Raw genomic sequence first — 25,896 nt, forward strand, 5'->3', positions numbered from 1 at the left:
GAGTTTTACGGTCTGCTCGACGCCCAGCGCCAGGGTCACGTCGCGCATCTGCGAGTCACCCTGAGGACTGTGGCGGTACGGCAGCGGCGTAACGTCGGTGAAGCCTGCCAATGCGTTGCGCCAGTAATCGCGGCTCATCGCTTCGTCCTGCTCGGCGAGCCAGGCGAGGAAGTCGCGGTACGGCCGCGCCGGCGGCAGGCTGACCTGACGCCCATCCAGAAACGCGCGGTAATGGGCGAAGAATTCGGTGAGCATCAGGCCCCGGCACCAGGCGTCGATCAGCGCGTGGTGGTGGCTCTGAACGATGCGGAAATCCGCCTCGCCGAACTTGATCAGGCGCAGGCGCAGCAGCGGCGCCCGGGCGAAATCGAAGCCCTGTTCGCGCTCGCTGTTCAGCAGGTCATCAAGCTCGGCTTCGGCGGCATCGCGGGACAGATGGCTGAGGTCGATCAGTTGCACCGGTGACGGCACGCGACGCATCACCACCTGACGCTGCACGCCGCTTTCCAGGCCGTGAAACGCCGTGCGCAACGCCGGGTGGCGCTGCACCACTTGCTGCCAGGCGTACTTGAACGCGTCGAAATCCACGTTGGCCCCGACGTCGTACTGGTCCTGCATCAGGTAGATGCCGTTGCCCTGCTCCAGCAAGCTGTGCAGCAAAATGCCCTGCTGCATCGGCGCCAGCGGCAGGATGTCTTCGATCTCCCGCGCGGGGATGCCCAGCGCGTCGAGCTGGGCCTGATTCAGGCCGGCCAGGGGGAAGTCCGACGGCGTCAGGCCGGCATTGGTTTCGTCGCCGCAATGGGCGATCAGCTGCAGCAACTGCGCTTCGTACAGTGCGACCAGTTGCCTGATGCTGTCGCGGCTGAAGCGTTCGCGGCTGAAGGTCCAGTCCAGCTGCAACTGGCCGTCGCGGACTTGGCCGTCCACCGCCAAAGCATTGGCCAGCGGCCCTTGGGGGTCACGCAGATTGTTCGGCGTGCGGCTCGACAGTGAGAACAGCGCGCCCTCGCTGTCGTCAAAACGGCCGAGGTAATTAAAGGTCACACCCTGGCCGATCAGCTCCGGCAAATTCGCGCCAGCCAAGTGCTTCAGTAGTCCGTAGCCGAGGCCTTTCTCCGGCACGCCGCGCAGGCTTTCTTTAACAGCCTTGAGGGTAGCGACCGCGTCATCCGCTGCGTCCAGCGCCAGCGGGTACAGGCTGGTGAACCAGCCGACGCTGCGGCTCAGGTCCAGGTTGCCAGTGGCGTCCTCGCGGCCATGGCCTTCGAGGCTGATGACGTGGCGACGGCGACCGCTCCACTGCCACAGCGCCTGGGACAATGCCGCCAGCAGCAGGTCATCGATGCGTGTGCGATACGCCGCCGGGGCTTCGCTGAGCAGGCGACGGGTGTTGAGCGCGTCGAGGCTCAGGTGCAGGGTTTCGCTGTCGCCGACCCGGCTTTCCACCGACGCATCGCCGGGCAGGATGGCGTCGGCAGCGTTCAGCCCCTGCCAGTACGGCAGTTGTTGTTGCAGCTCAGGGCTGCGCGCCAGGGTGCTCAACGACTGCGACCAGGCCTGGAAGCTGGCGGTTTTGTCGGCCAATGCCACGCTCTTTCCAGCCGCCAGTTGGCGGTAAGCCAGCTGCAGATCTTCCAGCAACACCCGCCACGACACGCCGTCCACGGCCAAGTGATGGATCGCCAGCAGCAACCGCGCCTCGCCCGACGGCAGGCGCGCATGGACCACCCGCAGCAGCGGACCGGTGTCGATGTTCAGGCTGCGTTGGGCTTCGTCGTTGAGCGAATCGAGATCGTCTTCGCGGCTCAGCTCGCAGGTCCACAGCACGCGCTCGGCACTTTCGCTGTCACGGTAACGCTGCTGCCACTGGCCTGCATCGTTCTGATGGAAGCTCAGGCGCAGGCTGTCGTGGTGAGCCAGCACGGCGGCGAGGGCCTGTTGCAACCGCGCGGTGTCCAGTGCTTGGGGCACGTCGAGCAGCAGCGACTGGTTCCAGTGCTGACGCTGGGCGACCGGCAGGCTGAAGAAGCGCGCCTGAATCGGCGTCAGGGCAAACTCGCGGGGTGCAACGGCTGCCGTAACAGGCGCGGCTACAGGTTTGGCTTCGGCCACCGTGGCGACCTGGGCGAGTTCGGCGATGGTCTGTTTTTCGAACAACTGCTTGGGCGTCAGGCGAATGCCCTGACGCCGGGCACGGGCGATGATCTGCAGGCTGAGGATCGAGTCGCCGCCGAGGGTGAAGAAGTTGTCGTGACGGCCCACCGCCACAACGTTCAACGCCGCTTGCCACAGTGCGGCGAGTGCGGCTTCGACCCCTTCGTGGGGCGCTTCGAAATCTTCGGACGTTGTGGTCGGCGTCGGCAGCGCGCTGGCGTCGAGCTTGCCGTTGGCCGTCAGCGGGAAGGCATCGAGGGTCAGGATGTGGCTCGGGACCATGTAGTCCGGCAGGCTCTGGGCCAATTGCGCGCGCAGCGCCTCGCCGTCTACCGATGCGCCATTGATCACTAGTACATGGGCGATCAATTGGCCGCGATCATCGACACGGACATGGGCGTCACGCAGGCCGTCAAGCTGGCGCAGCCGCTGGGCGATTTCACCCAGGGCCACGCGGTAGCCGCGCACCTTGACCTGATCGTCGGCGCGGCCGAGGAACTGAATCTGCCCGTTGGCCAGCAAGCGCGCGCGGTCGCCACTGCGGTAGAGACGCCCACCGTTACCGCTCGGATCCGGAATAAACGCCGCAGCAGTCATGGCCGGACGCTGGTGATACCCGCGCGCCAAGCTCGGCCCGCCGATGTACAGCTCGCCGACGTCGCCCTGCACCACCGGTTGCAGCTGGTCGTTGAGAATCAGCGCCACGGCGTTAGGGAGCGGGCGGCCGACGGGCACGCTGTCGCCAGTCGACTCGCCAAAGGCCTCACTGCTCAGCACGCCCACGGTGGTTTCGGTCGGCCCATAGTGATTGATGACCCGGCAGCCAGGCTTCAGGCGCTTGATCTTTGCCACCAGCTCCCACGGCAGCGCATCGCCGCCGAGGATCAGCGCATGTTCGGGCAGCACATCGGCCGCATTCGTCGCCTGCAACAGGCCGTTCAAATGGGTCGGCACGATCTTCAGCACGCCCACACTGTGCTCGGCCATGTAAGCGGCGAACCGGTCGGCGTCATTGGTGCGGTCGGGGCTGATCAGGTGCAGCGAACGCGCCGAGCACAGCGCGCCGAACAGCACGGTGTGGCCCAGATCGGCACCGACGGTGGAGACCATGGCCATGCAGGCCTCGGGCGCCAGATCAAGACGGGCGAGCAAGCCCTGCACGTAATCAGCCAGGGCGCCGTGGCTGATGACCACCCCTTTCGGCGTGCCGCTGGTGCCGGAGGTGTAGATCAGGTACGCGGCCTGATCGGAGTGGGGTTGCAGGTTCAGGGCTTGAGCAGGCTGTGCTCGCCACGCGGCATCGGCAGCCATGGTGATGACGTCGCCATGGAAGTCACCCGGCGCCGCCACATCGCTGATCAACCCGCTTGCGCCGCTGTCCGCCAGCACAAACGCCTGACGCTCGGCCGGCCATTTCGGGTCCATCGGCACAAACGCGGCGCCGCTCTTGAGCACCGCCAGCAGGCCGACGACGAACTCCAGCGAGCGCTCCAGCAGAATGCCGACGCGGCTTTCCACGCCCACACCGGCCTGTCGCAGGTGCTGTGCCAATTGATTGGCCTGGGCGTCGACCTCGGCAAAGCGGGCGCTGCGCTGTTCGTCTTGCAGGGCCAGACGATTCGGTTGTGCGCTGACGCTGGCATTCCACAGGCTCAGGACATCGGTGGCCGGGAACGTCACGGATTCAGCAGCGATGGAGGAAAGCTCGGCGCCGATTTGCAGATCCGCCAGACTCACCTGAGGTTGGGCCACCACTTGCGCGCAGATGCGCAACAGGTCACCCGCAAGACCGGCGATACGCGGTTCGTCGAACAGGTCGCAGGCGTAGGTGAACACCGCATGAATGCCGTCAGCCTCGTCGGTGATGTCCAGCCCCAAGTCGAAATGCGCCGAGTAGTCGTCGAGCTGGTTGACGTCCATGCGCACGCCGGCCATTTCAACGTTGTGCGGCAGCGGAAACTGCTGAGTGAATTTCACCTGGCACAGCGGGTTGTGGCTGAGGTTGCGCGACACGCCGAGGGCTTCGACCAGTTGCTCGAATGGCAGGTCCTGATGGTGTTGCGCACCCAGTGCGGTATGACGAACCGCCTCGATCAGCGTGCTGAACGACTGCTGCGGCGACACCTCGCTGCGCAGCACCAGGGTGTTGACGAACAGGCCAATCAACCCTTCGGATTCAGTGCAGGTCCGCCCCGCCACCGGCACGCCGACGCGCAGGTCGGTCTGGCTGCTGTAACGCTGCAACAGGGTTTTGTAGGCGGCGAGCATGACCATGAACAGGGTCGCGCCGTGGCGACTGGCGAGATCGCGCAGGCCCTGGCTCAAGTCGCGGTCGAGGGCAATGGCGTAACGGGCGCCGCGATGGCTTTGCTGGGCGGAACGCGGACGATCGGCAGGGAGATTCAAAACGGTCTCGGCATCACCCAATTGCTCACGCCAGTAGGCCAGTTGGCGCTGCCCTTCCCCGCCGGCCAGCCGCGCGCGCTGCCAGGCGGCGAAGTCGGCGTATTGAATCGGCAGCGGCGGCAACGTCGGATCTGCACCCTGTGCGTGGGCGCTGTACAGCGCAGCGAATTCCTTGAGCATGACTTGCACCGACCAGCCATCGGCAATGATGTGGTGCAGCACCAGCACCAGTTGCTGCCGATCCGCCGCCAACCGCACATTGAGCACGCGCCACAACGGGCCGTTCTGCAGATCCATCGGCTGCTCGACGGCCGCTTTGGCGAGTTCGGCCAACGCTGCCTGCGGATCGGTGTCCTCGCTCAGGTAATGACGTTCGATCAGCACGAGGGCCGGCGCGTGAATGCGCTGCACCAGCTTTTCGTTGGCGTCGATGGCGAAGGTGGTGCGCAGGCTTTCGTGGCGGGCGGCCAGGTCGTCAAGGCTGCGTTGCAGCGCGGCGTCGTCCAGCGCGCCGTTGAGACTGAGCTGGCCGCACAGGTGATAGGCGCTGCTGTCCGGCTCCAGTTGCGCGAGGAACCACAGGCGCTGCTGGGCGAAGGATTGCTCGGGATCGCTGTCACGGGAAATGCGCGGCACGCCCGCAGAGGCTTCGGCACTGCGGCCATGGGTAGAGAGGTACGCGGCGACGTGGGCGTTGAAGGCGCCGAGGGTCGGATGCTCGAACAGGTGGGCGGGCTCAAGTTTTAGGCCCAGCTCGCTGTTCAAGCGCGACAGCACTTGCACCACGCCGACCGAATCACCGCCACGGGCGAAGAAGTGATCGGCGGCATTCAGGTCGCTTTTGCCGAGGACCTCCTGCCACGCGGCCAGGACTTCCGGCAGCAAAGGCGAAGCCTCAACCGAGACGTCCGCGCTGTCAGCATCGAGCAAACGCCCGTCCTGCCAGATCGCGAAACTGTCGAGGCTGCCGTTCTGCCAGCCACTGCGGCAGGCGGAACGTTGCAGCTTGCCGCTGGTGGTCCGCGGCAGTGCGCCCGGCTCCAGCAGCACGATGACTTTCGGCGCCACCAGAAACAGCTCGGACACGGCGTCGCGTACCGCATCGCAGATCATCGGCGGCTTCATCAGGCGGCGCACGTTGCGGCTGATTTCCAGTGCCAGGCCGACGCCTTCGACGCCCTGCTCGTCCGTCACCGGGAAGGCGGCGATGCGCCCGCGACGCAGCAGCTCCACGCTCTTCTCCAGCGCCTGTTCGATGTCCTGGGGGTACAGGTTCTGGCCGTTGAGGATGATCAAATCCTTCAAACGACCGGTGATGAACAGCTCGTTGTCGCTGGCAATGCCCAGATCGCCGCTGCGCAACCAGCGCTGGCCGTCTTCCTCGACGAAGGTCTGCGCGGTGGCTTCGGCATTCTGCCAATAGCCCTGGGCGACGCTCGGTCCGGCAATCCAGATCTCGCCGACGTGGCCGGACGCGAGTGGCTGCAGCGTCGCCGGATCGACAATGCGCAGGTCGTGATCGGGCCGGCACCAGCCGCACCCTGGCAGACGGCTGCTGGAATTCTGATTGGCGAAAACCGCCTCGGCGGCGTCCCCGGCGGCCAGTTGGCTGCCGTCAAAAGGCTTGATGCCGAACGGCCTGTCGCGCTCGGCGGCGCTGACATACAGCGTCGCTTCAGCCAGACCGTAGCTCGGGGTCAGGGCGCGGCGGTTGAAACCGGCAGGCTCAAAGTGCTCGCTGAAGGCATCCAGGGTGGCAATGCGGATCGGCTCGGAGCCGGAAAACGCCAGGCTCCAGCGATCCAGCACGAGGCCTTTCACGGCGGCGGGCTTGATCCGCTCGACGCACAGGCGATAGGCGAAGTCCGGGCCGCCTGAGAAGGTCCCGCCGTACTGACTCATCGCTTCCAGCCAGCGCGCCGGCCGGCCGAGGAAATAGTTCGGCGACATCAGCGTCAGCGTGCCGCCGTAGTACAGCGGCAACAGCAGACCGCACATCAGCCCCATGTCGTGGTACAGCGGCAGCCAGCTGACCCAGCTTTCCGACGCGGGGTCCGAGATGAAGTGCCGGGCCATGGCGATTTCGTTGGCCATGAGGTTGTCGTGGGAGACCATCACGCCTTTCGGTGCGCTGGTGGAGCCCGAGGTGTATTGCAGGAAGGCCAGCGACGCGGTGTCGATCAGCGGCGCCTGAAACCCTGGGTGGCCGTCGCTGATCTCCTCGACTGCCGCGAAACGCCCGCCAGCGGGCATGAACGGCTGCAGCAGGTGCTGAAATTTATCCAGATCTTCACGCCGCCCGAGGACCATCTGCGGCGCAGCGTCGTGGAGGATGCCGGTCAGCCGGTCAAGGTGCGTCTGCCGGTTGTATTCGGGGGCGAAGGCCGGCACGGCGATGACCTTGGCGTACAAACAGCCGAGGAACGCCGCCGCGTAATCGGCGCCGGTCGGCAGGATCAGCACGCACCGCTCGCCGCCCTGCGCACCGAGATGCTGCTGCAGGCAGGCGGCAATCGAACGCGCCTTGGCATCCAGCTGGGCGTAGGTGGTCAGCAGCGGCGGCTGGTCCTCGTGGACGATGTGTCGAAGGGCAATCCGGTCCGGCTGGGTCTGCGCATAAAAGCCCACCAGTTCGGGAAAATGCGCGGCCTGATCTCGTATGGATTTCATTCTTTCACCTGTTTGTATCGGCAAGGCTCAACCCGCAGGCAGCGCAACGGCGGCCCACAACGTTGTGAGAAAAGAGTGGGTGGCCGCTGACGACCACCGCTGTGACGGACTTTGTTTGCTGCCCGGACCTAGCGCGCCAGCTTGAGAGCCACGCGCGGTTCGGTCTGCGCCTGCAACGCCCCCTGAGCAGAGCGCGCCGAACACGGTTGCGCCTGGTCACCGAAGATCGATTCGACGACTTCCTGGGAACGGATCGCCAGCACCGACAACAGCGTGTCGCTCAAGCCATGGCTGTCTTCGCAGCAACCCTGCAGGAAGATGCCCGCTTCGCTGCCGGGGGCCAGGGGCAAACGATAGTGACGGTCGACGTTGGCGCCCTCGATGTATTGCTGAATGCCCGAGAGCAGTTCCAGGTGATAGTCGCGGCGGTAACCGGTGGCGAGCACCACGACGTCGAAGGACTCGCTGTGCATCTGGTCATGGGGCGCGTCCCGCAGGAACAGTTCGATGCCGTCGGCGGCCACTTCGGCGTGGACCACTTCGCGGTTGGTGAGCATGCGGTGACGCTCTTCGCCGCGCACCTTCTGCTGGTACATGCGCTGGAAAATCGTCTCGATCAGGTCGGTGTCGACCACCGAATAGTTGGTGTTGCGGAACTCGTCGAACAGCGCGACGCGACGTTCCTGGCTGTGATTGAAAATGGTGTCGGTGAACGACGGGTTGAAGATCTGATTGACGAAGGGGCTGTCATCGGACGGCTTCAGCGCGCTGCCGCGAATCACCAAAGTGGCCTCGACGTTGTCGAAACGCGAGGCCAGGTCTTCGAAGATTTCCGCTGCGCTCTGACCGCCGCCGACCACCGCCACGCGCACCGGGCCGGGACGGTTGGCGAGAAGTTTCTCGATGCCGCCGCGATAGCCGGCAGAGTGCAGCACGCGAGGATCTTCAAGACCGTCGAAGGCCGCCGGCGACTGGGGAATGCCGCCGATGCCGAACACCAGATTGCGCGCGCGACGACGGGAGATTTCACCGCTCGCGTCCCGGGACAGCACGTCCATGGCGACAAAGCGGCCGTCTTCGAAATGCGGTTCCACCGACATCACTTCGGCGCCGTAATGGGCCTGTTCATTGAAGTGCGACGCCGCCCAGGTCAGGTAATCGGTGTACTCCTCGCGGGTCGGAAAGAAAGTCTTCAGGTTGATGAAGTCCTGCAGACGGCCGCGCTCGTTGAGGTAGTTGACGAAGGTGAAACGGCTGGCCGGATTGCGCAGGGTCACCAGGTCCTTGAGGAAGGAAATCTGCATGGTGGAACCGTCGATCAGCATGCCTTCGTGCCAGTTGAACGCCGGCTTTTTCTCGAGGAAACACACGTGGGGCGCCAGACCGCTGCGCTGGGCATGCTCCTTGGTGGCAATGGCCAAAGCCAGGTTCGACGGGCCGAAACCGATGCCGATGAAGTCGTAGACGAGTTCCATGCTTCCCTCTCGTAAGGCGCGATGCGCGATCGACTCCGGCAGGCCGCACGACCACGTCGTTGGCGCCGGATGGCAGTTCACGCGCATCAAAAATGTTTAAGACTGATTCTCATTAACATGACGACTGAGGCTGACGGCTGTTTAGTCCCGGTCGCCGAAAATTCTTACAACGCCTCGACTGTTTTCATCTGGTAGGCGGCGCCGATCTCTTCCACCGCGTCGCGGCTGGCGTTTTCACGACGATCACCCTGCAGCTCGCTGAGCTGGCCGGCCTCCATCTTCACCAGGCGGTCGGCGAGGTCGAAGTACTGGTCGTCGTGGCTGATGGCGAACACCGTGACGCCGGCCTTTTTGAACATCGGCAGCAGCTCGCGGTAGAAAAAGCGGCGGAACAGCGGGTCCTGATCGGCGGCCCATTCGTCCAGCAGCAGAATGTCGCGCTTCTCCAGCAACGCCAGCATCAGTGCCAGGCGCTTGCGCTGCCCCTGGGAAAAACGCGTGTCGAGCAGGTGCCCGTCGGCGAGTTGCACCTTGTGCTTCATGTGCAGTTTTTCCAGCCAGTGCTCGACGTCAGCGACATCGGCGTTCTGCCCATCGGGCCCGAGCAATTGAGCGAACAGGTGGAAGTCGGTGAACACACTGGCGAACAGCTGACGGTAGGCCAGCCAGTCGTCCGAACCGATGACCTGGCCGTCGATCAGGATCGCCCCCGCTGAAGGTCGATACAGGCCGCTGAGCAAGCGCGCCAGGCTGGATTTGCCGCTGCCGTTGCCGCCCATGAGGAACACGGTTTCGCCCCGGCGCAGGGTGAGGTTGACCGGGCCGACATCAAAACCGGGCTCGTCGCCCTGGGGCGCATAGTGGTATTCGACATCACGCAGTTCGAGGGTCTGCCAGTGGCCGGCTATGTGGCTTGGGGCGACGTCAAAGCTTTCGTGGTGTTCGGCCAGCGCCAGCGACTCGACTTTATCCAGCGCCACGCGCCCGGAGATCTGCGCCGGAATCGCTGCCACCGCCAGCACCAGCGGCGTGCGCATGAACAGGACGGTCAGCGCATAGGTGGCCGCTACTTCCGTCGGCGCCCAGCCCAGGCCGTTGGCCAGGTAGAACGCCAGGCCGATGGTGCCGAGGACCATGATGTTGGCCCAGTTGCTGGCCAGGCCGTGATACCGGTCAGCCAGGGTGAAATGCTCGCGGTAGCGCCGGGCGGCGACGTCGAAGGTTTCTTCGTACAGCCGGCGCGCGCGGTCGCGGTTGAGGGTCAGCTCCTTGCGCCCGTCGATCACCCCTTGATAGCTCTGATAGAGCTTGTCTTCGGACTCACGCAATGCCCGAATGTGCGCGTTGAGTTTGCCCACCAGCAGCCAGCCCACCCCCAACGTGAACGCCATCCAGCACAGCGTGGTGATGAACAGCGACGGCGAAAGCCAGGCCAGGTAACTGAACGACGCGACGCTGAGCACCGAGCCGTAGATCAGGTCCGGCAGTTGCACGAAGGCCATGGTCACCGCGCGAATGTCGCTGGACAGGCTGGCGAAGATCTTCGCCCCGCCGATGGATTCGATCCGCTCGATGTTGGTGTCCAGCAGGCGCTTGACCATCACCCGGCGCAGGCCGTAGACGAACCGGTGGCCCAGCGCGGTCAGCGACAGCGAGGCCCCGGACGCCAGCGCCAGCAGCACGGCGAGCATCAGGCCGAACTGCCACAGCGCGGTGCCGAGGCCGTCGTGACTGCTGATCATGCGTTGGTTGACGAAGGCAATCACGCCGACGCTCAACAGCCCGCTGCTGACGCTCAGCAGCAGCACCAATGCAAGCGGCCAGCGGTATTGCTGGAAGACCAGACGAATTAATTTCATGGATGACTCCGGGCAGTGAAAACGGGGGACATGACGCGGCGATGCCTAGAGCTCGCCGAGCCGCGCGCGGCAGTGGGACAGGGTGTCGCGCAGGAGGAAGTTGACCATGGTCGGCGAGGTGCCGATGACCTTGGCCACGTCGCGCTGGGTGTAGCCATGGATCTGGCTGAGATCGAAAACGATGCGCATGCGCTTGGGCAGCTCGTTGAGCGCCCCGACCAGTTGATCCAGTGACTCGCGACCGGCCAGCACGCGTTCGGGGGACACCTCGAAACGTATCTGCTCTTCATGCTCGGCTTCGGCGCCATGGTTGCGTTCGAGACGCTGGCGGCGAAGACGGTCGATGGACAGATTGCGCACGACGCGAAACATGTAGCGTGCCGGTTCCGCCGATGCGAAGTCGCTTTCGAGCATCTTCACGAAAGCGTCCTGGACCACGTCTTCGGCCCGGGCGCGACAGCCAAGGAATTTTGCCGCCAGGCGCATCAGCGCCTCGCGGTGAGTGTTGTAGGTGCCCATCAGCGCGTCGAGGCGCGGGTCTCTCGCGCCGCGGGTGGCGCCAACACACGGTGAGCCGACCCGGGTGGGGTGGCCCATTGCAGGGCGAAAATCCATCTTGTTCGACATCCCTGGTAACAAAGGAACGCGAAGGATAACGCAAACGATTCTCATTGCAACGTAAGAAAATTTACCGATTGGTGAAACTTTCTCGACGTGACCTGAATCGTTTTGGTTCTGCAGTCTTCATTTCATCAGGCGCAGCTCCAGGTACTGCAGGAGCATGATGGTCTTGCCGTCATTGATTTCGCCGCTTTCCACCATGGCGATGGCGCGCTCGAAATCCAGCTCCAGCACCTCGATGTCTTCGCCCTCCTCTTCCAGCCCGCCGCCGTCGCTGACCCGATCGTCCGGCTGGTATTCGCCGATGAAAAAGTGAATGCGCTCGGTCACCGATCCCGGGCTCATGAAGGCGTCGAAGACTTTCTTCACCGAACGCACGACGTAGCCGGTTTCTTCCTCGGCTTCCAGGCGGATGCGCTCTTCGGGGCTGGCGTTGTCCAGCAACCCGGCTGCTGCTTCGATCAAATAACCATCGTGGCCGTTGACGAAGGCCGGCATGCGGAACTGCCGGGTCAGCACCACGGTGCGGCGTTCGAGGTTGTACAACAGAATCGTCGCGCCGTTGCCCCGGTCGTAGACCTCGCGGGTCTGGGACTGCCAACTGCCGTCACGGCGTTGCAGCTCGAAGCTGTATTTCTTGAGCACGTACCAGTTGTCTGAGAGGAGTTGTTCATCGGTGATGCGGATAGGGGTGGAAGGCATATAGCGGTCCTTGATAAATGCGTTTTTTGATATCGATTGCCAACGGTGATCCCGCTGATTCAACACGATCACCTTGTGGAGCCGGCTTGCTGGCGAATCCGTTGTGCCAGGCGATGCGGTGATGAATGGCCAACCGCGTTCGCCAGCAAGCCGGCTCCAACAGATTTGTGCTCGGCGGAGCTCTATCGTCCGCCGTGAAAACGGCGATCAAACTGGCCGTTTCCCGAGGGTAAGCCTGCGATCAGTAGTCGCGCCGCATCGCTTTTTGTGGGACCGGCTTTAGCCGGGAAGAGGCCAGTGTGAGGACCCTCATAGTGGCGGTGTCACACCCGACGCCTTCCCGGCTAAAGCCGGTCCCACTAATAGGCGTTGCGTACCCTGCAGGAGCGCGCTTGCCTGCGAAGGCGTCGGATCAGGCAACGCCGTGGCAAGGGTCAAACATGCTCGCGCCGCACAAAAACCCCGAACTATTGTTTCCATCGATTGCCAACATAGTCACGAACGCCGTTCTGTTTGCCCGTGCAAATCCGGATGATGGCGACACTGATTAACCAGACAAGGATTTGCCCGCAATGTCCATCAACATGACCATTCTGTTGGCCCTCATCGTTTCGTTCTCCATCGCCCTGGTCGGCGTGGTGCATATCTGACGACGGCGTTCGCCGTGCAGTAGGCGCTGAGGCCCGATCCGGCGCACCAGACCGGGCCATCGATCGTCGCTTTTATTCGTGAAAAGCCGCCACCGTCTCCTTGCTGCCGACAAAAAAACTGTCGGCGACGATGCGCAGCGGCTGCAGATCCAGGTCGCTTTTGCCCGTTTCGATCAGCTGCGCAAAGTGCCCGTACATAGCCGGGTACTCGCCCTCCTCCGACACGGTCTGCGCCACGCCGTCGATGCTGACCTGCGCGCCGCCCGCGTCCAGACGCATCACACCTTCGTCGGAGTGCAGCTCGATGCTCCACTGCTCGTTGACGCTGTGATCGAAATCCAGTTCGGCGATCACCCGCACGTCATCACCGGAACGCATCTGCAAGGACGCCGCAATCGGCGACTGGCAATTGCTCGGCACGCTCAGGTTCGCCGATTCTACGAACAGCGCGCGGGGCAGCAATTCGGTGACGATCGACAACGCATTGATGCCCGGATCGAACACACCCAAGCCGCCCGCCTGCCAGATCCACGCCTGGCCCGGGTGCCATTTGCGCACCTGCTCTTTCCAGTCGATCCGCACCTGCTTCAGGGTCTTGCCCTCAAGCCATTGCACCGCGTTGCGCACGCCCGGGGCGAAGCGTGAATGCCAGGCGAACAGCCCGCTGACGCCCGCTGCATTGACTTCGTCGATCAGGGCAAGGGCTTCGCCCAGGGTCGAGCACGGCGGTTTTTCCACCAGCACGTGTTTGGCGGCTTTCAGCGCTTGTTCAACCAGCGCAAAACGCCCCTGGGGCGGCGTGCAAAAGGCGATGGCGTCCACCGCCGGCCCGTCCGCCAGCAGCTCAGCCAGCGAGCTGAAGTTGGGCACGCCCGGACAGTGCTGACCCAGCGTCGCCACGGCCACCAGCTCAAACCGGTCACTGGCGTGGATTGCCGGCACGTGCTGGTCCTGGGCGATCTTGCCGTAACCCACCAGCCCTAAACGAATCGGATGCATCGATGACTCCTGTGATGTTGTCGTTGTTATGACAGACGCGCCAACAACGGGGCGCCCTAAAGCAAATCAATGAATCGGTGCCGCATCCCCCTGCTGATATTCGCGAGGGGTGCAGCCGAACTCCCGGCGGAACACGGTGTGCAGGTATTGCGCGGACTTGAAGCCGCAGTTCTGCGCGATGTCGGCGATGGCCGCGTCACCGTGTTTGAGCCCTGACGCCGCGGCCGTGAGTTTGAAGCTCAGAATCTCGTCGTGCACGCTACAACCGCGCTCCTTGCGAAAGTGCGATTCCAGCGAAGAACGGGAAATGCCGACGTAGCCCGCGACCTGGGCGGTTTTGATGCCCTGGCAGGCGTACTGGCGAATGAAGTGCAGCGCCTGCATGACGTAGGGGTTGCCCAGCGGCTGATGCAGGCTGGAGGCCTGAACGTTGATGGCCTCGGGCGGCACCAGAATCTGGCGGGCGGTCGAGGGCATACCGTGCAGCATCTGATGCAACAACTGCGCCGCCGTACGCCCCATGCTTTGCGTGCCCTGGGTCACCGAACTGAGCGGCACCCGCGTCAGGGTGCGGGTTAGCGGGTCGTTGTCGATGCCGATCAGCGCCACCTGCTCGGGCACCGCAATGCCCGCAGTCAGGCACGCCTGCAGCAACTGCCGCGCACGGGCATCGCTGACGGCGATGATACCGATGGGCTTGGGCAGGCTTTGAAGCCAGGTGATCTGCTGCTCGACGGCGCTGTCCCACAACGGCGCGCTGGTGCTCAGGCCGCGATAGACCTCGCCGTGCAAACCGTCGCGCTGCAACAGCCGGCGAAAGGCTTTCTCACGCTCCTGAGCCCAGCGATTGCTCTGGGCTTCCGGCAGGCTGAAACAGGCGAAGCGCGTCAGACCGGCCTCAATCAGGTGCTCGTAGGCCAGCTTGATCAGAGCAAAGTTGTCGGTGGCGACGTAGGGAATGTGCTTCGGATAGGCCCGCTCGTCCTCGTAGGAACCGCCCACGGCCACCACCGGCAAAGTGCTTCCGGCCAGCGCTTCGCCGATCAGCGGATCGTCGAAGTCAGCAATGATGCCGTCGCCCTGCCAGCGCTCGATGCCTTTCAGCCGGCAGAGAAAGTCCTCTTCCAGAAACAGGTCCCAGGAGGCACGGGTGCTGCTCAGGTAATTGCCGATGCCGGTGATGATGCCGCGGTCGTAGATCTTGCCGCCGTTGAACAACAGGGCGATGCGGTGAGCGGGCGGGACGGTTTTCATTATTGTTCCCCGGGCCTGTGAAGCGAGTCGGCACAGACTAGGCCTGCGCCGGGGGAATCTCAATACTCAAAATCGAACACCGAGTTGGTGATTTTCGCAATCGGGGCGGACGGGGCCATTGTTAGTATCGGGGCACAGGCACTCACACATCGCCGGTTAACGCTGGCAAGAATAAGAAGGAAACCCCGATGCCCTGCTTCCCCGATGTCGACACCATTCGCTACGAAGGCCCCGGCAGCGAGTCGCCCCTCGCCTTCCGCCATTACGACGCCAACAAGATCATCCTCGGCAAGCCCATGCGCGAACACCTGCGCATGGCCGCCTGCTACTGGCACACCTTCGTCTGGCCCGGCGCCGATATGTTCGGCGTCGGCACCTTCAAGCGTCCGTGGGTCAAGCCGGGGGAAGCCATGGAGCTGGCCCGTTTGAAAGCCGACGCTGCGTTCGAGTTCTTCTCCAAACTGGGCATCGACTACTACAGCTTCCACGACACCGACGTCGCCCCCGAAGGCGCCAGCTTGAAAGAGTACCGCCACAACTTCGCGCAGATGGTCGACGAACTCGAACGCCATCAGGAACAGAGCGGCATTCAGCTGCTGTGGGGCACTGCCAACTGCTTCAGCAACCCGCGCTTTGCGGCCGGCGCTGCGAGTAACCCGGACCCGGAAGTGTTCGCCTTCGCCGCCGCCCAGGTCTTCAGCGCGATGAACGCGACTCATCGGCTCAAGGGCTCGAACTACGTGCTGTGGGGCGGTCGTGAGGGTTATGAGACGCTGCTCAACACCGACCTCAAGCGTGAACGCGAACAACTGGGGCGCTTCATGGCCATGGTGGTCGAGCACAAACACAAGATCGGCTTTACCGGCGACTTGTTGATCGAGCCCAAACCCCAGGAGCCGACCAAGCACCAGTACGATTACGACACCGCCACGGTGTTCGGTTTTCTGCAACAGTTCGGGCTGGAGAAGGAGATCAAGGTCAATATCGAGGCCAACCACGCCACCCTCGCCGGCCACAGTTTTCACCATGAAATCGCCACGGCGGCGTCCCTCGGCATCTTTGGGAGCATCGACGCCAACCGTGGCGATCCGCAGAACGGTTGGGACACAGACCAGTTCCCCAACAGCGTCGAAGAGCTGACGCTGGCCACTTACGAGATTCTCAAGGCCGGCGGTTTCAAGAACGGCGGCTACAATTTCGATTCCAAAGTGCGCCGGCAGAGCCTGGACGAAATCGACCTGTTCTACGGCCACGTCGCGGCCATGGACGTGCTTGCGCTGTCGCTGGAGAGGGCTGCTGCGATGATTCAGGACGACAAACTGCAGGCGTTCAAGGACCAGCGCTACGCCGGCTGGGACCAACCGTTCGGGCGCGCCGTGCTGTCGGGGGAATTCAGCCTGGATGCCCTGGCGCAGCACGCGATGGACAATGAACTCAACCCGCAAGCCGTCAGCGGCCGCCAGGAAATGCTCGAAGGCGTGGTCAACCGGTTTATTTATCCCTGACAGGTGATGATCGCAAAGCTTCCCGGCTAAAGCCGGTCCCACTAAGGGCATGCGATGCTTTTCGTAGGACCGGCTTTAGCCGGGAAGAGGCCAATGCGTGCAACATCCATCTTGCGGTGTGACGCCAACAGCTTCCCGGCTAAAGCCGGTCCTACTGAGGGAATTGCGTTGGTTACATTCTCACGACAATTCCCTGCTCGCGGTGCGCGGCCAGTCTCTACAGTTCCACCGGTACATGCTCGAAAAGTGTCTCTAAACAAAAATAACAGGACGCAACCCCATGAAGAGTTTCAAGACTACCCTGCTCGCCAGTGCCCTGGCCCTGCTCAGCCTGCCCGTCATGGCCGATTCGGCCCATCCGAAAATCGGCTTCTCCATCGACGATCTGCGCCTTGAACGCTGGTCCCGGGACCGCGATTACTTCGTTGCGGCCGCAGAAAAAATGGACGCCAAGGTGTACGTGCAGTCCGCTGACGCCAACGAGCAGAAGCAGATCTCCCAGATCGAAAACCTCATCTCCCGCGGCGTCGACGTCATCGTCATCGTGCCGTTCAACGCCACCGTGTTGACCAACGCCGTCGCCGAAGCCAAAAAAGCCGGCATCAAAGTGGTGTCCTACGACCGGCTGATCCTCAACGCCGACATCGACGCCTACATCTCCTTCGATAACGAAAAAGTCGGCGAAATGCAGGCGGCCGGCGTGCTCAAGGCGGCCCCGAAAGGCAATTACTTCCTGCTCGGTGGTGCGCCCACCGACAACAACGCCAAGGTGCTGCGCGAAGGCCAGATGAAAGTGCTGCAGCCGGCCATCGACAAGGGCGACATCAAGATCGTCGGCCAGCAATGGGTCAAGGAATGGAACCCGACCGAAGCCCTGAGCATCGTCGAAAACGCCCTGACCAAAAACAGCAACAAGATCGACGGCATCGTCGCCTCCAACGACGCCACCGCCGGCGGTGCGATTCAGGCCCTCGCCGCGCAGAAACTGGCCGGTAAAGTGCCGATCTCCGGGCAAGACGCCGACCTGGCCGCGGTCAAGCGCGTGATCGACGGCACCCAGACCATGACCGTCTACAAGCCGCTGAAACTGATCGCCTCGGAAGCGGCAAAACTGTCGGTGCAACTGGCGCGCAACGAGAAGCCTACGTACAGCTCGCAGTACGACAACGGCACGAAGAAGGTCGACACCATCCTGCTGACCCCGACGCCGCTGACCAAGGACAACATCGATCTGCTGGAGAAAGACGGGTTCTACACCAAGGATCAGATCGCGGGTAAGTGATCGCCCTTTGCAGGCTGCCATAGCTGCAGTGTGAGCCCTGCACCGACACCTGTAGGAGCGTGGTTTGTCCCGCGAGCGGCGGGAACCCGTCGTAAAACCTGACACTGTGGTTTGTCTGACACAACGCGTCTGCTGAATTTACGACGGCTTCGCAGCCGGTCGCGGGACACGCCGCGTTCCTGCACGAGAACTCCGGCCTGTCCTGGAATACCGCGCCATGTCCGATTACCTGCTGCAAATGAACGGCATCGTCAAATCCTTCGGCGGCGTCAAGGCACTCAACGGCATCGACATCAAGGTGCGGGCCGGCGAATGCGTCGGCCTGTGCGGCGAGAACGGCGCCGGCAAATCGACGCTGATGAAAGTCCTTTCGGCGGTCTATCCCCACGGCACTTGGGAGGGTGAAATCGTCTGGGATGGCCAGCCGCTGAAGGCGCAATCCATCAGTGAAACCGAGGCCGCCGGGATCGTCATCATTCACCAGGAACTCACCCTCGTCCCCGACCTGTCGGTGGCGGAGAACATTTTCATGGGTCACGAACTGACCCTGCCCGGCGGGCGCATGAATTACCCGGCGATGATCCACCGCGCCGAAGCCCTGATGCGCGAACTGAAAGTGCCGGACATGAACGTTGCCCTGCCGGTTTCGCAATACGGCGGCGGCTATCAGCAACTGGTGGAGATCGCCAAGGCGCTGAACAAACAGGCGCGCCTGCTGATCCTCGACGAACCCTCTTCGGCCCTGACCCGCTCGGAAATCGAGGTCCTGCTCGGCATCATTCGTGATCTCAAAGCCAAGGGCGTCGCCTGCGTCTACATCTCCCACAAACTCGATGAAGTCGCCGCCGTTTGCGACACCATCTCGGTCATCCGCGACGGCAAGCACATCGCAACCACGGCCATGGCTGACATGGACATACCCAGCATCATCACGCAGATGGTCGGCCGCGAGATGAGCAACCTCTACCCCACCGAACCCCACACCGTCGGCGAGGTGATTTTCGAGGCGCGCAATGTCACCTGCTACGACGTCGACAATCCCAAACGCAAGCGCGTGGACGACATCTCGTTCGTGCTCAAACGCGGGGAAATCCTCGGCATCGCCGGGCTGGTCGGGGCCGGGCGCACCGAACTGGTCTCGGCGCTGTTCGGCGCCTACCCGGGCCGTTACACCGGAGAAGTGTGGCTGGACGGTAAGCCCATCGACACACGCACGCCGCTCAAATCCATCCGCGCGGGGCTGTGCATGGTTCCCGAGGACCGCAAGCGTCAGGGCATCATTCCAGACCTGGGCGTAGGTCAGAACATCACCCTCGCCGTGCTCGACACCTTCGCCCATCTGACCCGCATTGACGCCGAAGCCGAGCTGGGCAGCATCGACAAGGAAATCGCGCGCATGCACCTGAAGACCGCGAGCCCGTTCCTGCCGATCACCAGCCTCTCCGGCGGCAATCAGCAAAAAGCCGTACTGGCGAAAATGCTGCTGACCCAGCCGCGGGTATTGATTCTCGACGAGCCCACCCGCGGCGTGGATGTCGGCGCCAAATACGAGATCTACAAACTGATGGGCGCGCTGGCGGCCAGCGGCGTGTCGATCATCATGGTGTCGTCGGAGCTGGCCGAAGTGCTCGGCGTCTCCGACCGGGTGCTGGTGATCGGCGAAGGCCAGTTGCGCGGGGACTTCATCAATCAGGGCCTGACCCAGGAACAGGTGCTGGCTGCCGCACTCAGCCAGTCCGGGGACGCCCTTGCTGCGCACAACAAAAACAATAACGACCGGCCAGGTGCTGTGGGAGACGCGCGTCAATGAATCAGCTCAAGCAACTGTTTACTCGCTACAAAATGCTCGCCCTGGTGATCGCCATCGCGGTCATCTGGCTGTTCTTCAGCTGGGAAACCGACGGGGGCTTTCTGACGCCGCGCAACCTGTCCAACCTGCTGCGGCAGATGTCGATTACCGGCATTCTGGCCTGCGGCATGGTGCTGGTGATCATCAGCGGCGAGATCGATCTGTCAGTGGGCTCGTTGCTCGGACTGCTCGGCGGCGTGGCGGCGATTCTCGACGTGGTGTACCACCTGCCGCTGCCGCTGAACCTGTGCATCGTCGCCGGCTGCGGGCTGTTGATCGGCCTCGCCAACGGCTGCATGACCGCGTACCTGCGCATCCCTTCATTCATCGTCGGCCTCGGCGGCATGCTCGCGTTTCGCGGGATTCTGCTGGGGATCACCGGCGGCACCACCATCGCGCCGGTGTCCCCGGAACTGGTCTACATAGGCCAGGGTTATCTGCCGCCGCTGGTGGGGATCGTGCTTGGTGTGCTGCTCTTCGCGCTGACGCTGTTCCTGACCTGGCGTCAGCGCAGCAATCGCGCGCTGCACGGGCTGGCCGCCCATTCGCTGGTTCGGGATGTGGTGCGGGTCGTGGCCATCGGTGCCGTCCTGGCCGGCTTCGTCTACACGCTGAACAGCTACGACGGGATTCCGGTGCCGGTCCTGCTGCTGTTGGTCCTGCTTGGCGTCTTCAGCTACATCACCAGCCAGACCGTGTTCGGCCGCCGCATCTACTCGGTGGGCAGCAACATGGAAGCCACGCGCCTGTCCGGCATTAACGTGCAGGCGGTGAAATTGTGGATCTTCGGCATCATGGGCGTGATGTGCGCCCTCGCCGGCCTGGTCAACACCGCCCGCCTGGCGGCCGGTTCACCGTCGGCGGGCAACATGGGCGAACTCGACGCCATCGCCGCCTGCTTCATCGGCGGCACCTCCATGCGCGGCGGCTCGGGCACCGTCTATGGCGCCCTACTCGGCGCCCTGGTCATCACCAGCCTCGACAACGGCATGTCCATGCTCGACGTCGACAGCTACTGGCAGATGATCGTCAAGGGCAGCATTTTGGTGCTGGCGGTGTGGGTTGATGTAAGTACGCGGGCTGGGCGGCGGTGACGATGGATCAGGTCGAGCCGCTGCCTTTTCAGTGCCTGAAATACCGCCTTCGCGAGCAAGGTGGAGCGCCACCAGAGTCGCTTCCACAAGTCCTGTATGCGACACGGGGCTTGGGTTGTACACGGACTCCCTATACGAGGTTTGGAAACGGCTCAATACCTGCGTCTGATACGAAACCTGTAGGAGTGAGCTTGCTCGCGAAAAGGCCGGTACAGCCGCCGCAATTCCTGAGTCAGGAATACCGCATTCGCTAGCATCTCCCTCCAACATGTTGGCTATCTCCTGCCCCGACGCGCAGTGACGGCGTAACATACGGCCAACTACCCAATCACGAGGTTGCTATGACCGAACCATCGCCGAACCATCCGGAAGATCTGCCCAAGGCCCTCGCTGATCTCGCCATGGCCCAGGAACACGACAGGGCATTGACTGCCCAGATCGAGCAGGCGGTTAGCGAGGCCGACCAAGGCAAGTTCGCGAGTGATCAGTACGTCGCAGAAATGCGCGCACGGCGCTGGACGCGATAGTCCGTTCACCGCCCCTCCAGCAACTCCCCCGCCCGATCCAGCAACCCCAGCGGGTCGTCCGTCTTGTGAATGTCCACCGAGAGCATCTGCCGGAACTTGCGCGCGCCGGGGAAGCCGGTGCCCAGGCCCAGCACATGGCGGGTGATGTGGTGCATTGAGCCGCCTTCGCGAAGGTGCGCTTCCACATAGGGGCGCATCAGCCTGAGGGCTTCGGCGCGGGTGATCTGCGGGGCGTCGCTGCCGAACAGTTCGCGGTCAACGCCTGCCAGCAGGTACGGATTGTGGTACGCCTCGCGGCCGAGCATCACGCCGTCGAAAGTGTTCAGGTGCTCCTGGCACTGCTCCAGGGTCTTGATGCCGCCGTTGAGGATGATCTCCAGCTCGGGTAAATCCTGTTTCAGTTGCGCAGCGATGTCATAGCGCAGCGGCGGGATGTCACGGTTTTCCTTGGGCGACAGGCCTTCAAGAATGGCGATGCGGGCATGCACGGTGAAGCTGGTGCAGCCGGCGTCGCGCACGGTGCCGACGAACTCACAAAGCTGCTCGTAACTGTCGCGACCGTTGATGCCGATGCGGTGCTTGACCGTCACCGGAATCGTCACGGCGTCGCGCATGGCCTTGACGCAATCGGCCACCAACTGCGGATGCCCCATCAACACCGCGCCGATCATGTTGTTCTGCACGCGATCGCTCGGGCAACCGACGTTGAGGTTGACCTCATCGTAACCCGCTGCCTGAGCGAGACGCGCACTGGCGGCAAGGTCGGCCGGGTTGCTGCCGCCCAACTGCAACGCCAGCGGATGCTCCGTTTCGTCGTGGCGCAAGAAGCGCTCTGTGTCGCCGTGCAGCAATGCGCCGGTGGTGACCATCTCGGTGTAGAGCAACGCATTCTTCGACAGCAGACGCAGGAAGAAACGGCAGTGACGATCCGTCCAGTCCATCATGGGGGCCACGGAAAAACGCCGTGAGGGCTCGGACGGCAGGCGGTCGGTACGGGGTTCTGTGATAGGCAGCATGGGAGCAATAAGCAGATCGGGCAAAGAGGACGCGCATTCTAACAGCTCGCACGCCCGACTGAAGCTGCTCCTGCCGAAAACGCGCCCCCTCTGCAGGCCGGCCGCATACGGCAATTAATTAAGCAGCCACCCGAAACTTATTACAACTTAACCGATACGACACAGTCATAAACTTCACGACCTTCCTAAGCATTAGCACGCTAACAACCCGCTTTCAAACGCGCCTCTTAACACATCAATAGTCGCCACTTTAATTAAGTCACTTCCCGGAAGATAATTTGACGCCATAAATCCGCACCGCTGCCGCCCCACTGCTTTACAAACAAACTTATCTAAATAAAAACAGAAGTTGACGCCAACAAAATAAATGAACTTTATTTTAATCAAACACTGGCAAACTATTTTTAATGAGATATAACAAGTAACAACCTGTACCCAAGATCGTACAAACATGACAACTCTTAAAGTTATCGGCCTATGGCTGCTGCCCCTGTGCGCCGTAACCACGGCGCTTGCTCAGCCCAGCGTGAATACTTCCGCGACGGTTGAACAGCACCGCACGCTTAACCACCGTGACGTCGGAGGCATTGTGATCGGCCAGACCATGACCCTGGCAGGCCGGACGTTTTATGACAGTTTCGCCAATACCTGGCGTGAGAAAGATGAAGCGGAAACGTTCACCGTCACCATTACTGAACGACCCACTGCGCGCTTAGGCAGTCAGGTATTCGTGGATTACGGCAACCGCCGCTTGTTTCAAATGTTCCTGCCGCCCAACCGCACGCTTATTCCGGCCATTGCAGCCGACGCGGCCGGTCAGGTGTATCAGGCCATTCTTGATTATCAATTGGCACAATTCTTTGGCGACCCGGACATGGGACGAGACGAGCTATGAAAGCACTCACTATTAATCGCAGTTTGGGGGTTGTCGCCAGCCTCGCCTTGATGGCCGGCCTCTGTTCAGGCGTCCTGGCCAGCGAGTTGGCGTATGTGCCGAACAACCCGTCGTTTGGCGGCAATCCGCTGAACGGACCGGTGCTGCTCAATCAGGCCCAGGCGCAAAACCATTACGTCGAAAAGTCTTCATCGTCCGGCGCCTACGCCGGGCAGACCGCGCTGACCCAGTTCAACAGCATGTTGCAGAGCGCCATCCTCAGCCGCGTGTCGTCCGCAGTGACGTCCAGCATCGTTGGCACCAACGGCCAACTGGTGCCGGGCACCGTCGAAACCACCGACTTCCGCATCGCGATCACCAACCTGCAAGGCGGCCTGCTGCAGATCGTCACGACCGACAAGAACACCGGCCAGACCACCCAGTTTCAAGTGAATCAACCGTAAGACCCGTCGCATCCGCTACCCCGCAACACCCCACTACAACACTGAATAAGGAAGATCATCATGCAAGCACGCAAATCCTTACTGTCTCTGGCCATCCTGTTTGCGGTATCCGGTGCGGCCATGGCCGACTCGAGCACCGTCAACACCACCCAGGCAGGTTCTGACAACGGACTGAACGTCGAGCAGCGCGGCGCCACTCAGTCCAATGTCACCGTCAATCAGAACGGCGGCCGCAACGGCGCAGGCGCTATTAACCAGACTGCCACTTACAGCAGCCTGACGATCAATCAGACCGGCTACTACAACATCTCCAGCGCCAAACAGGCGGGGAACAACAATACCGGCTCGATCACTCAAAACGGTGGTGGCCCTCAGCCGCAGATCGCGAGACTGGATCAATCCGGGGGCTACAGCAAAGCGACCATTGATCAACAGGGCAACTACAGCACCAGCGCCTACGTCACCCAAGGCGGCGGCAATAACAACACCGCCAGCACCTCGCAATCCGGCAACAGCACGCGCGTCAGCGGGTCCATCACCCAGGACGGCAGCTATAACCTGGCGAGCGTCTCCCAGCAGGGCAACAACAACACCGTGACAGCTAAAGTCACCCAGGCGGGCAACAGCAATACCGGGACTGTTTCGCAACAGAATAACTACCCGCTGGTGTCCGCTACCCTGCAGCAGAACGGCAACAATAACCTGGGCTCGATTCAGCAGACGGGCACTTCCTTCACCACAGCAAGCGCTCAGCAGCGCGGCGACTTCAACACCCTCTCGATTTCCCAGACCGGCATATCGAAGAAGGCAGACGTGCAGCAGTTCGGCAACAACAACTACGCGTCCAGCACCCAGACCGGCCTCAACAACGAAGATACCCTGCTGCAAACCGGCAACAACAACCGAGCGATCTTGAGCCAGAGCGGCGCCGGGACGTATCAGTCCGTCAACCTGATCGGCGTGACTCAATCCGGCAACAACATGGTCGCCAACGTCAGCCAGACCGGCGGCAGCGGCAACGTGGCAACGATCTACCAACACTAAGATGATGTACCCCGCCAGGGTCTGGCGGGGTTTTCTTGCGGGAAGAAAAAGAATGCGCGTCCGCCCCCTCATGTTGATCGTCACCGCCGTCATGCTGCTTGCCGGCTGCACCACGTCCCGGCCTGCCGCGACCGTTTCCCCGGCCACGCTGTCGCCTGCAACCCAGAGCCTGCGTGACCTGACCCACCTGCCGCCGCCCGCGGGTCCCATCAGCGTCGCGGTGTACGGCCTGCGAGATCAGACCGGGCAGTACAAGCCGTCCCCCGACAGCTCGTTTTCCACCTCGGTGACCCAGGGCGCCGCGTCGCTGCTGATCAGCGCCCTGCGCGACTCACGCTGGTTCAAGCCGGTGGAGCGCGAGAATCTTCAGGACCTGCTCACCGAGCGCAAGATCATCCGCGCGCTGGAGCAGCCACAGGATCAGGCCCAAGTGCAACTGCCTGCGCTGCGGCCGGCGAACATGATCATCGAAGGCGCCATCGTCGCCTACGAAAGCAACGTGCGCACCGGCGGCATCGGCGTTCGATACCTAGGTGTCGGGCCGTCGGAGCTTTACCGCCAGGATCAGGTGACCGTCAACCTGAGGGCGGTGGACATCCGCACCGGTGACATCATCCAGAGCATCACCACCACCAAGACCATCTTCTCGATCCAGGTCGATTTCGGCATCTTCCGCTTCGTTTCCCTCAAGCACCTGCTGGAGGTCGAGACCGGCGTGTCGCGCAACGAACCCGTGCAGCAATGCGTGCGCGAAGCGATCGAAACGGCGCTGATCCACATGATTGCCCAAGGCGCGCGGGACGGCAGCTGGAACCTGAAAAACCCCGGTGACCTGAACAAACCGCTGCTGCAGAGCTATTTGCAGAGCTACGACGAACAGATGACTACCTTGCCGCTGGCTGATGCGGACAAGGACATCGTTGCCACAGGAGAGAAGAATGGAACGCAACGCTAAGGGATACGGCTGGCTCGCAGCCGCACTGCTGCTCACCGGCACGCTCGCCCACGCGCAGGATCTGGTGCGCGAAGCACGCTACGCCGACATCACCGTCGGCAACAGCGTCGCCACCATTTTGCAGATCGGCGCCTATAACAATGCTCGCGTTGATCAAAGCGGAACGCGACAGAATCAGGCTGTGAGTCAGACCGGCAGTCGCAACCAGGCGGTGGTCAACCAGAGCGGCGTCAACAATGCGATCACTGCACAGCAGAACGGCACGGCGAACACTGTGCAGGTCAGCCAGTCCGGCAACAGCAACCAGACCGGCGTAACACAGAACGGCACCGACAACGCCGCGAGCGTGGTTCAGACCGGCGCCTACAATCAGGCTTTCGTCGGGCAGTACGGTCAGGCCAACCAGGCCAGCGTCAGCCAGGCTGGATTCGGCGGCGCCGTCTCCATCAAGCAGTTCGGCGACCACATGAATGCCAGCGCGACCCAACGGTGA

At 62.6% G+C, this 25,896-nt stretch carries 18 protein-coding genes (1 of these 18 cut by a window edge); 10 read left to right on the forward strand and 8 right to left on the reverse strand.

Annotated features, from left to right (window positions below):
* The 7 genes from BMY98_RS04205 to BMY98_RS04235 all read right to left on the reverse strand — a co-directional run.
* Positions 1–7,233, reverse strand: the 5' portion of a protein-coding gene (locus BMY98_RS04205; protein ID WP_245760016.1) for a non-ribosomal peptide synthetase. Its footprint begins 2,502 nt before the window's first position; the window shows 7,233 of its 9,735 coding nt (coding positions 1–7,233); it begins with the start codon at positions 7,231–7,233; the stop codon falls past the left edge of the window.
* 128 nt (positions 7,234–7,361) lie between these two features.
* The gene (locus tag BMY98_RS04210; RefSeq protein WP_074885111.1) at positions 7,362–8,708 is read right to left on the reverse strand and encodes a lysine N(6)-hydroxylase/L-ornithine N(5)-oxygenase family protein; all 1,347 of its coding nucleotides are present in this window, start codon (positions 8,706–8,708) and stop codon (positions 7,362–7,364) included.
* Positions 8,709–8,872: 164 nt separating this feature from the next.
* Complete coding sequence (locus BMY98_RS04215) at positions 8,873–10,567, reverse strand: multidrug ABC transporter permease/ATP-binding protein (protein ID WP_074885114.1); 1,695 nt, start codon at positions 10,565–10,567, stop codon at positions 8,873–8,875.
* A 45-nt stretch (positions 10,568–10,612) separates the two neighbouring features.
* Positions 10,613–11,182, reverse strand: a complete 570-nt coding sequence (locus tag BMY98_RS04220; protein WP_175514142.1) for a sigma-70 family RNA polymerase sigma factor — start codon at positions 11,180–11,182, stop codon at positions 10,613–10,615.
* Positions 11,183–11,311: 129 nt separating this feature from the next.
* The gene (nudK, locus tag BMY98_RS04225; RefSeq protein WP_074885118.1) at positions 11,312–11,890 is read right to left on the reverse strand and encodes a GDP-mannose pyrophosphatase NudK; all 579 of its coding nucleotides are present in this window, start codon (positions 11,888–11,890) and stop codon (positions 11,312–11,314) included.
* A gap of 722 nt (positions 11,891–12,612) precedes the next feature.
* Entirely contained in the window at positions 12,613–13,539 is a 927-nt protein-coding gene (locus BMY98_RS04230) for a Gfo/Idh/MocA family protein (RefSeq protein WP_074885121.1), read from the reverse strand.
* A gap of 66 nt (positions 13,540–13,605) precedes the next feature.
* The gene (locus tag BMY98_RS04235; RefSeq protein WP_074885124.1) at positions 13,606–14,793 is read right to left on the reverse strand and encodes a XylR family transcriptional regulator; all 1,188 of its coding nucleotides are present in this window, start codon (positions 14,791–14,793) and stop codon (positions 13,606–13,608) included.
* A gap of 188 nt (positions 14,794–14,981) precedes the next feature.
* Between BMY98_RS04235 and xylA the strand changes: the two genes are divergently transcribed.
* The 5 genes from xylA (at position 14,982) to BMY98_RS04260 (ending at position 21,050) form a co-directional block, all read left to right on the forward strand.
* Complete coding sequence (xylA, locus tag BMY98_RS04240; RefSeq protein ID WP_074885129.1) at positions 14,982–16,298, forward strand: xylose isomerase; 1,317 nt, start codon at positions 14,982–14,984, stop codon at positions 16,296–16,298.
* A gap of 280 nt (positions 16,299–16,578) precedes the next feature.
* Positions 16,579–17,580: a D-xylose ABC transporter substrate-binding protein gene (gene xylF / locus BMY98_RS04245; RefSeq protein WP_074885132.1), complete on the forward strand. Its 1,002-nt coding sequence runs from the start codon at positions 16,579–16,581 to the stop codon at positions 17,578–17,580.
* Between the two features lie 217 nt (positions 17,581–17,797).
* Positions 17,798–19,390: a D-xylose ABC transporter ATP-binding protein gene (xylG, locus tag BMY98_RS04250; protein ID WP_074885134.1), complete on the forward strand. Its 1,593-nt coding sequence runs from the start codon at positions 17,798–17,800 to the stop codon at positions 19,388–19,390.
* On the forward strand, positions 19,387–20,523 hold the full coding sequence (locus tag BMY98_RS04255) for a sugar ABC transporter permease (RefSeq protein WP_074885137.1): 1,137 nt from the start codon (positions 19,387–19,389) through the stop codon (positions 20,521–20,523). The genes xylG and BMY98_RS04255 overlap by 4 nt, the downstream gene beginning before the upstream one ends.
* A gap of 341 nt (positions 20,524–20,864) precedes the next feature.
* Positions 20,865–21,050: a hypothetical protein gene (locus BMY98_RS04260; protein ID WP_074885140.1), complete on the forward strand. Its 186-nt coding sequence runs from the start codon at positions 20,865–20,867 to the stop codon at positions 21,048–21,050.
* Between the two features lie 5 nt (positions 21,051–21,055).
* Here BMY98_RS04260 and dusA read toward each other — a convergent pair whose 3' ends face one another.
* Entirely contained in the window at positions 21,056–22,066 is a 1,011-nt protein-coding gene (gene dusA / locus BMY98_RS04265) for a tRNA dihydrouridine(20/20a) synthase DusA (RefSeq protein WP_074885143.1), read from the reverse strand.
* Between the two features lie 451 nt (positions 22,067–22,517).
* Between dusA and BMY98_RS04270 the strand changes: the two genes are divergently transcribed.
* Genes BMY98_RS04270 through BMY98_RS04290 form a run of 5 tightly spaced genes read left to right on the forward strand, consistent with a single transcriptional unit; the run spans position 22,518 to position 25,896 of the window.
* The gene (locus BMY98_RS04270) at positions 22,518–22,961 is read left to right on the forward strand and encodes a CsgE family curli-type amyloid fiber assembly protein (RefSeq protein ID WP_074885146.1); all 444 of its coding nucleotides are present in this window, start codon (positions 22,518–22,520) and stop codon (positions 22,959–22,961) included.
* Positions 22,958–23,404 carry a curli assembly protein CsgF gene (locus tag BMY98_RS04275; RefSeq protein WP_074885149.1) on the forward strand — a complete coding sequence of 149 codons (447 nt, stop codon included), beginning with the start codon at positions 22,958–22,960 and terminating at the stop codon, positions 23,402–23,404. The genes BMY98_RS04270 and BMY98_RS04275 overlap by 4 nt, the downstream gene beginning before the upstream one ends.
* 60 nt (positions 23,405–23,464) lie before the next feature.
* Positions 23,465–24,448 carry a hypothetical protein gene (locus tag BMY98_RS04280; RefSeq protein WP_074885152.1) on the forward strand — a complete coding sequence of 328 codons (984 nt, stop codon included), beginning with the start codon at positions 23,465–23,467 and terminating at the stop codon, positions 24,446–24,448.
* A 52-nt stretch (positions 24,449–24,500) separates the two neighbouring features.
* Complete coding sequence (locus tag BMY98_RS04285; RefSeq protein WP_074885155.1) at positions 24,501–25,403, forward strand: CsgG/HfaB family protein; 903 nt, start codon at positions 24,501–24,503, stop codon at positions 25,401–25,403.
* On the forward strand, positions 25,387–25,896 hold the full coding sequence (locus BMY98_RS04290) for a curlin-associated protein (RefSeq protein ID WP_074885157.1): 510 nt from the start codon (positions 25,387–25,389) through the stop codon (positions 25,894–25,896). Before BMY98_RS04285 ends, BMY98_RS04290 begins: the two co-directional genes overlap by 17 nt.

Origin of the sequence: Pseudomonas graminis (assembly GCF_900111735.1) — a bacterium.
Taxonomy (GTDB): domain Bacteria; phylum Pseudomonadota; class Gammaproteobacteria; order Pseudomonadales; family Pseudomonadaceae; genus Aquipseudomonas; species Aquipseudomonas graminis.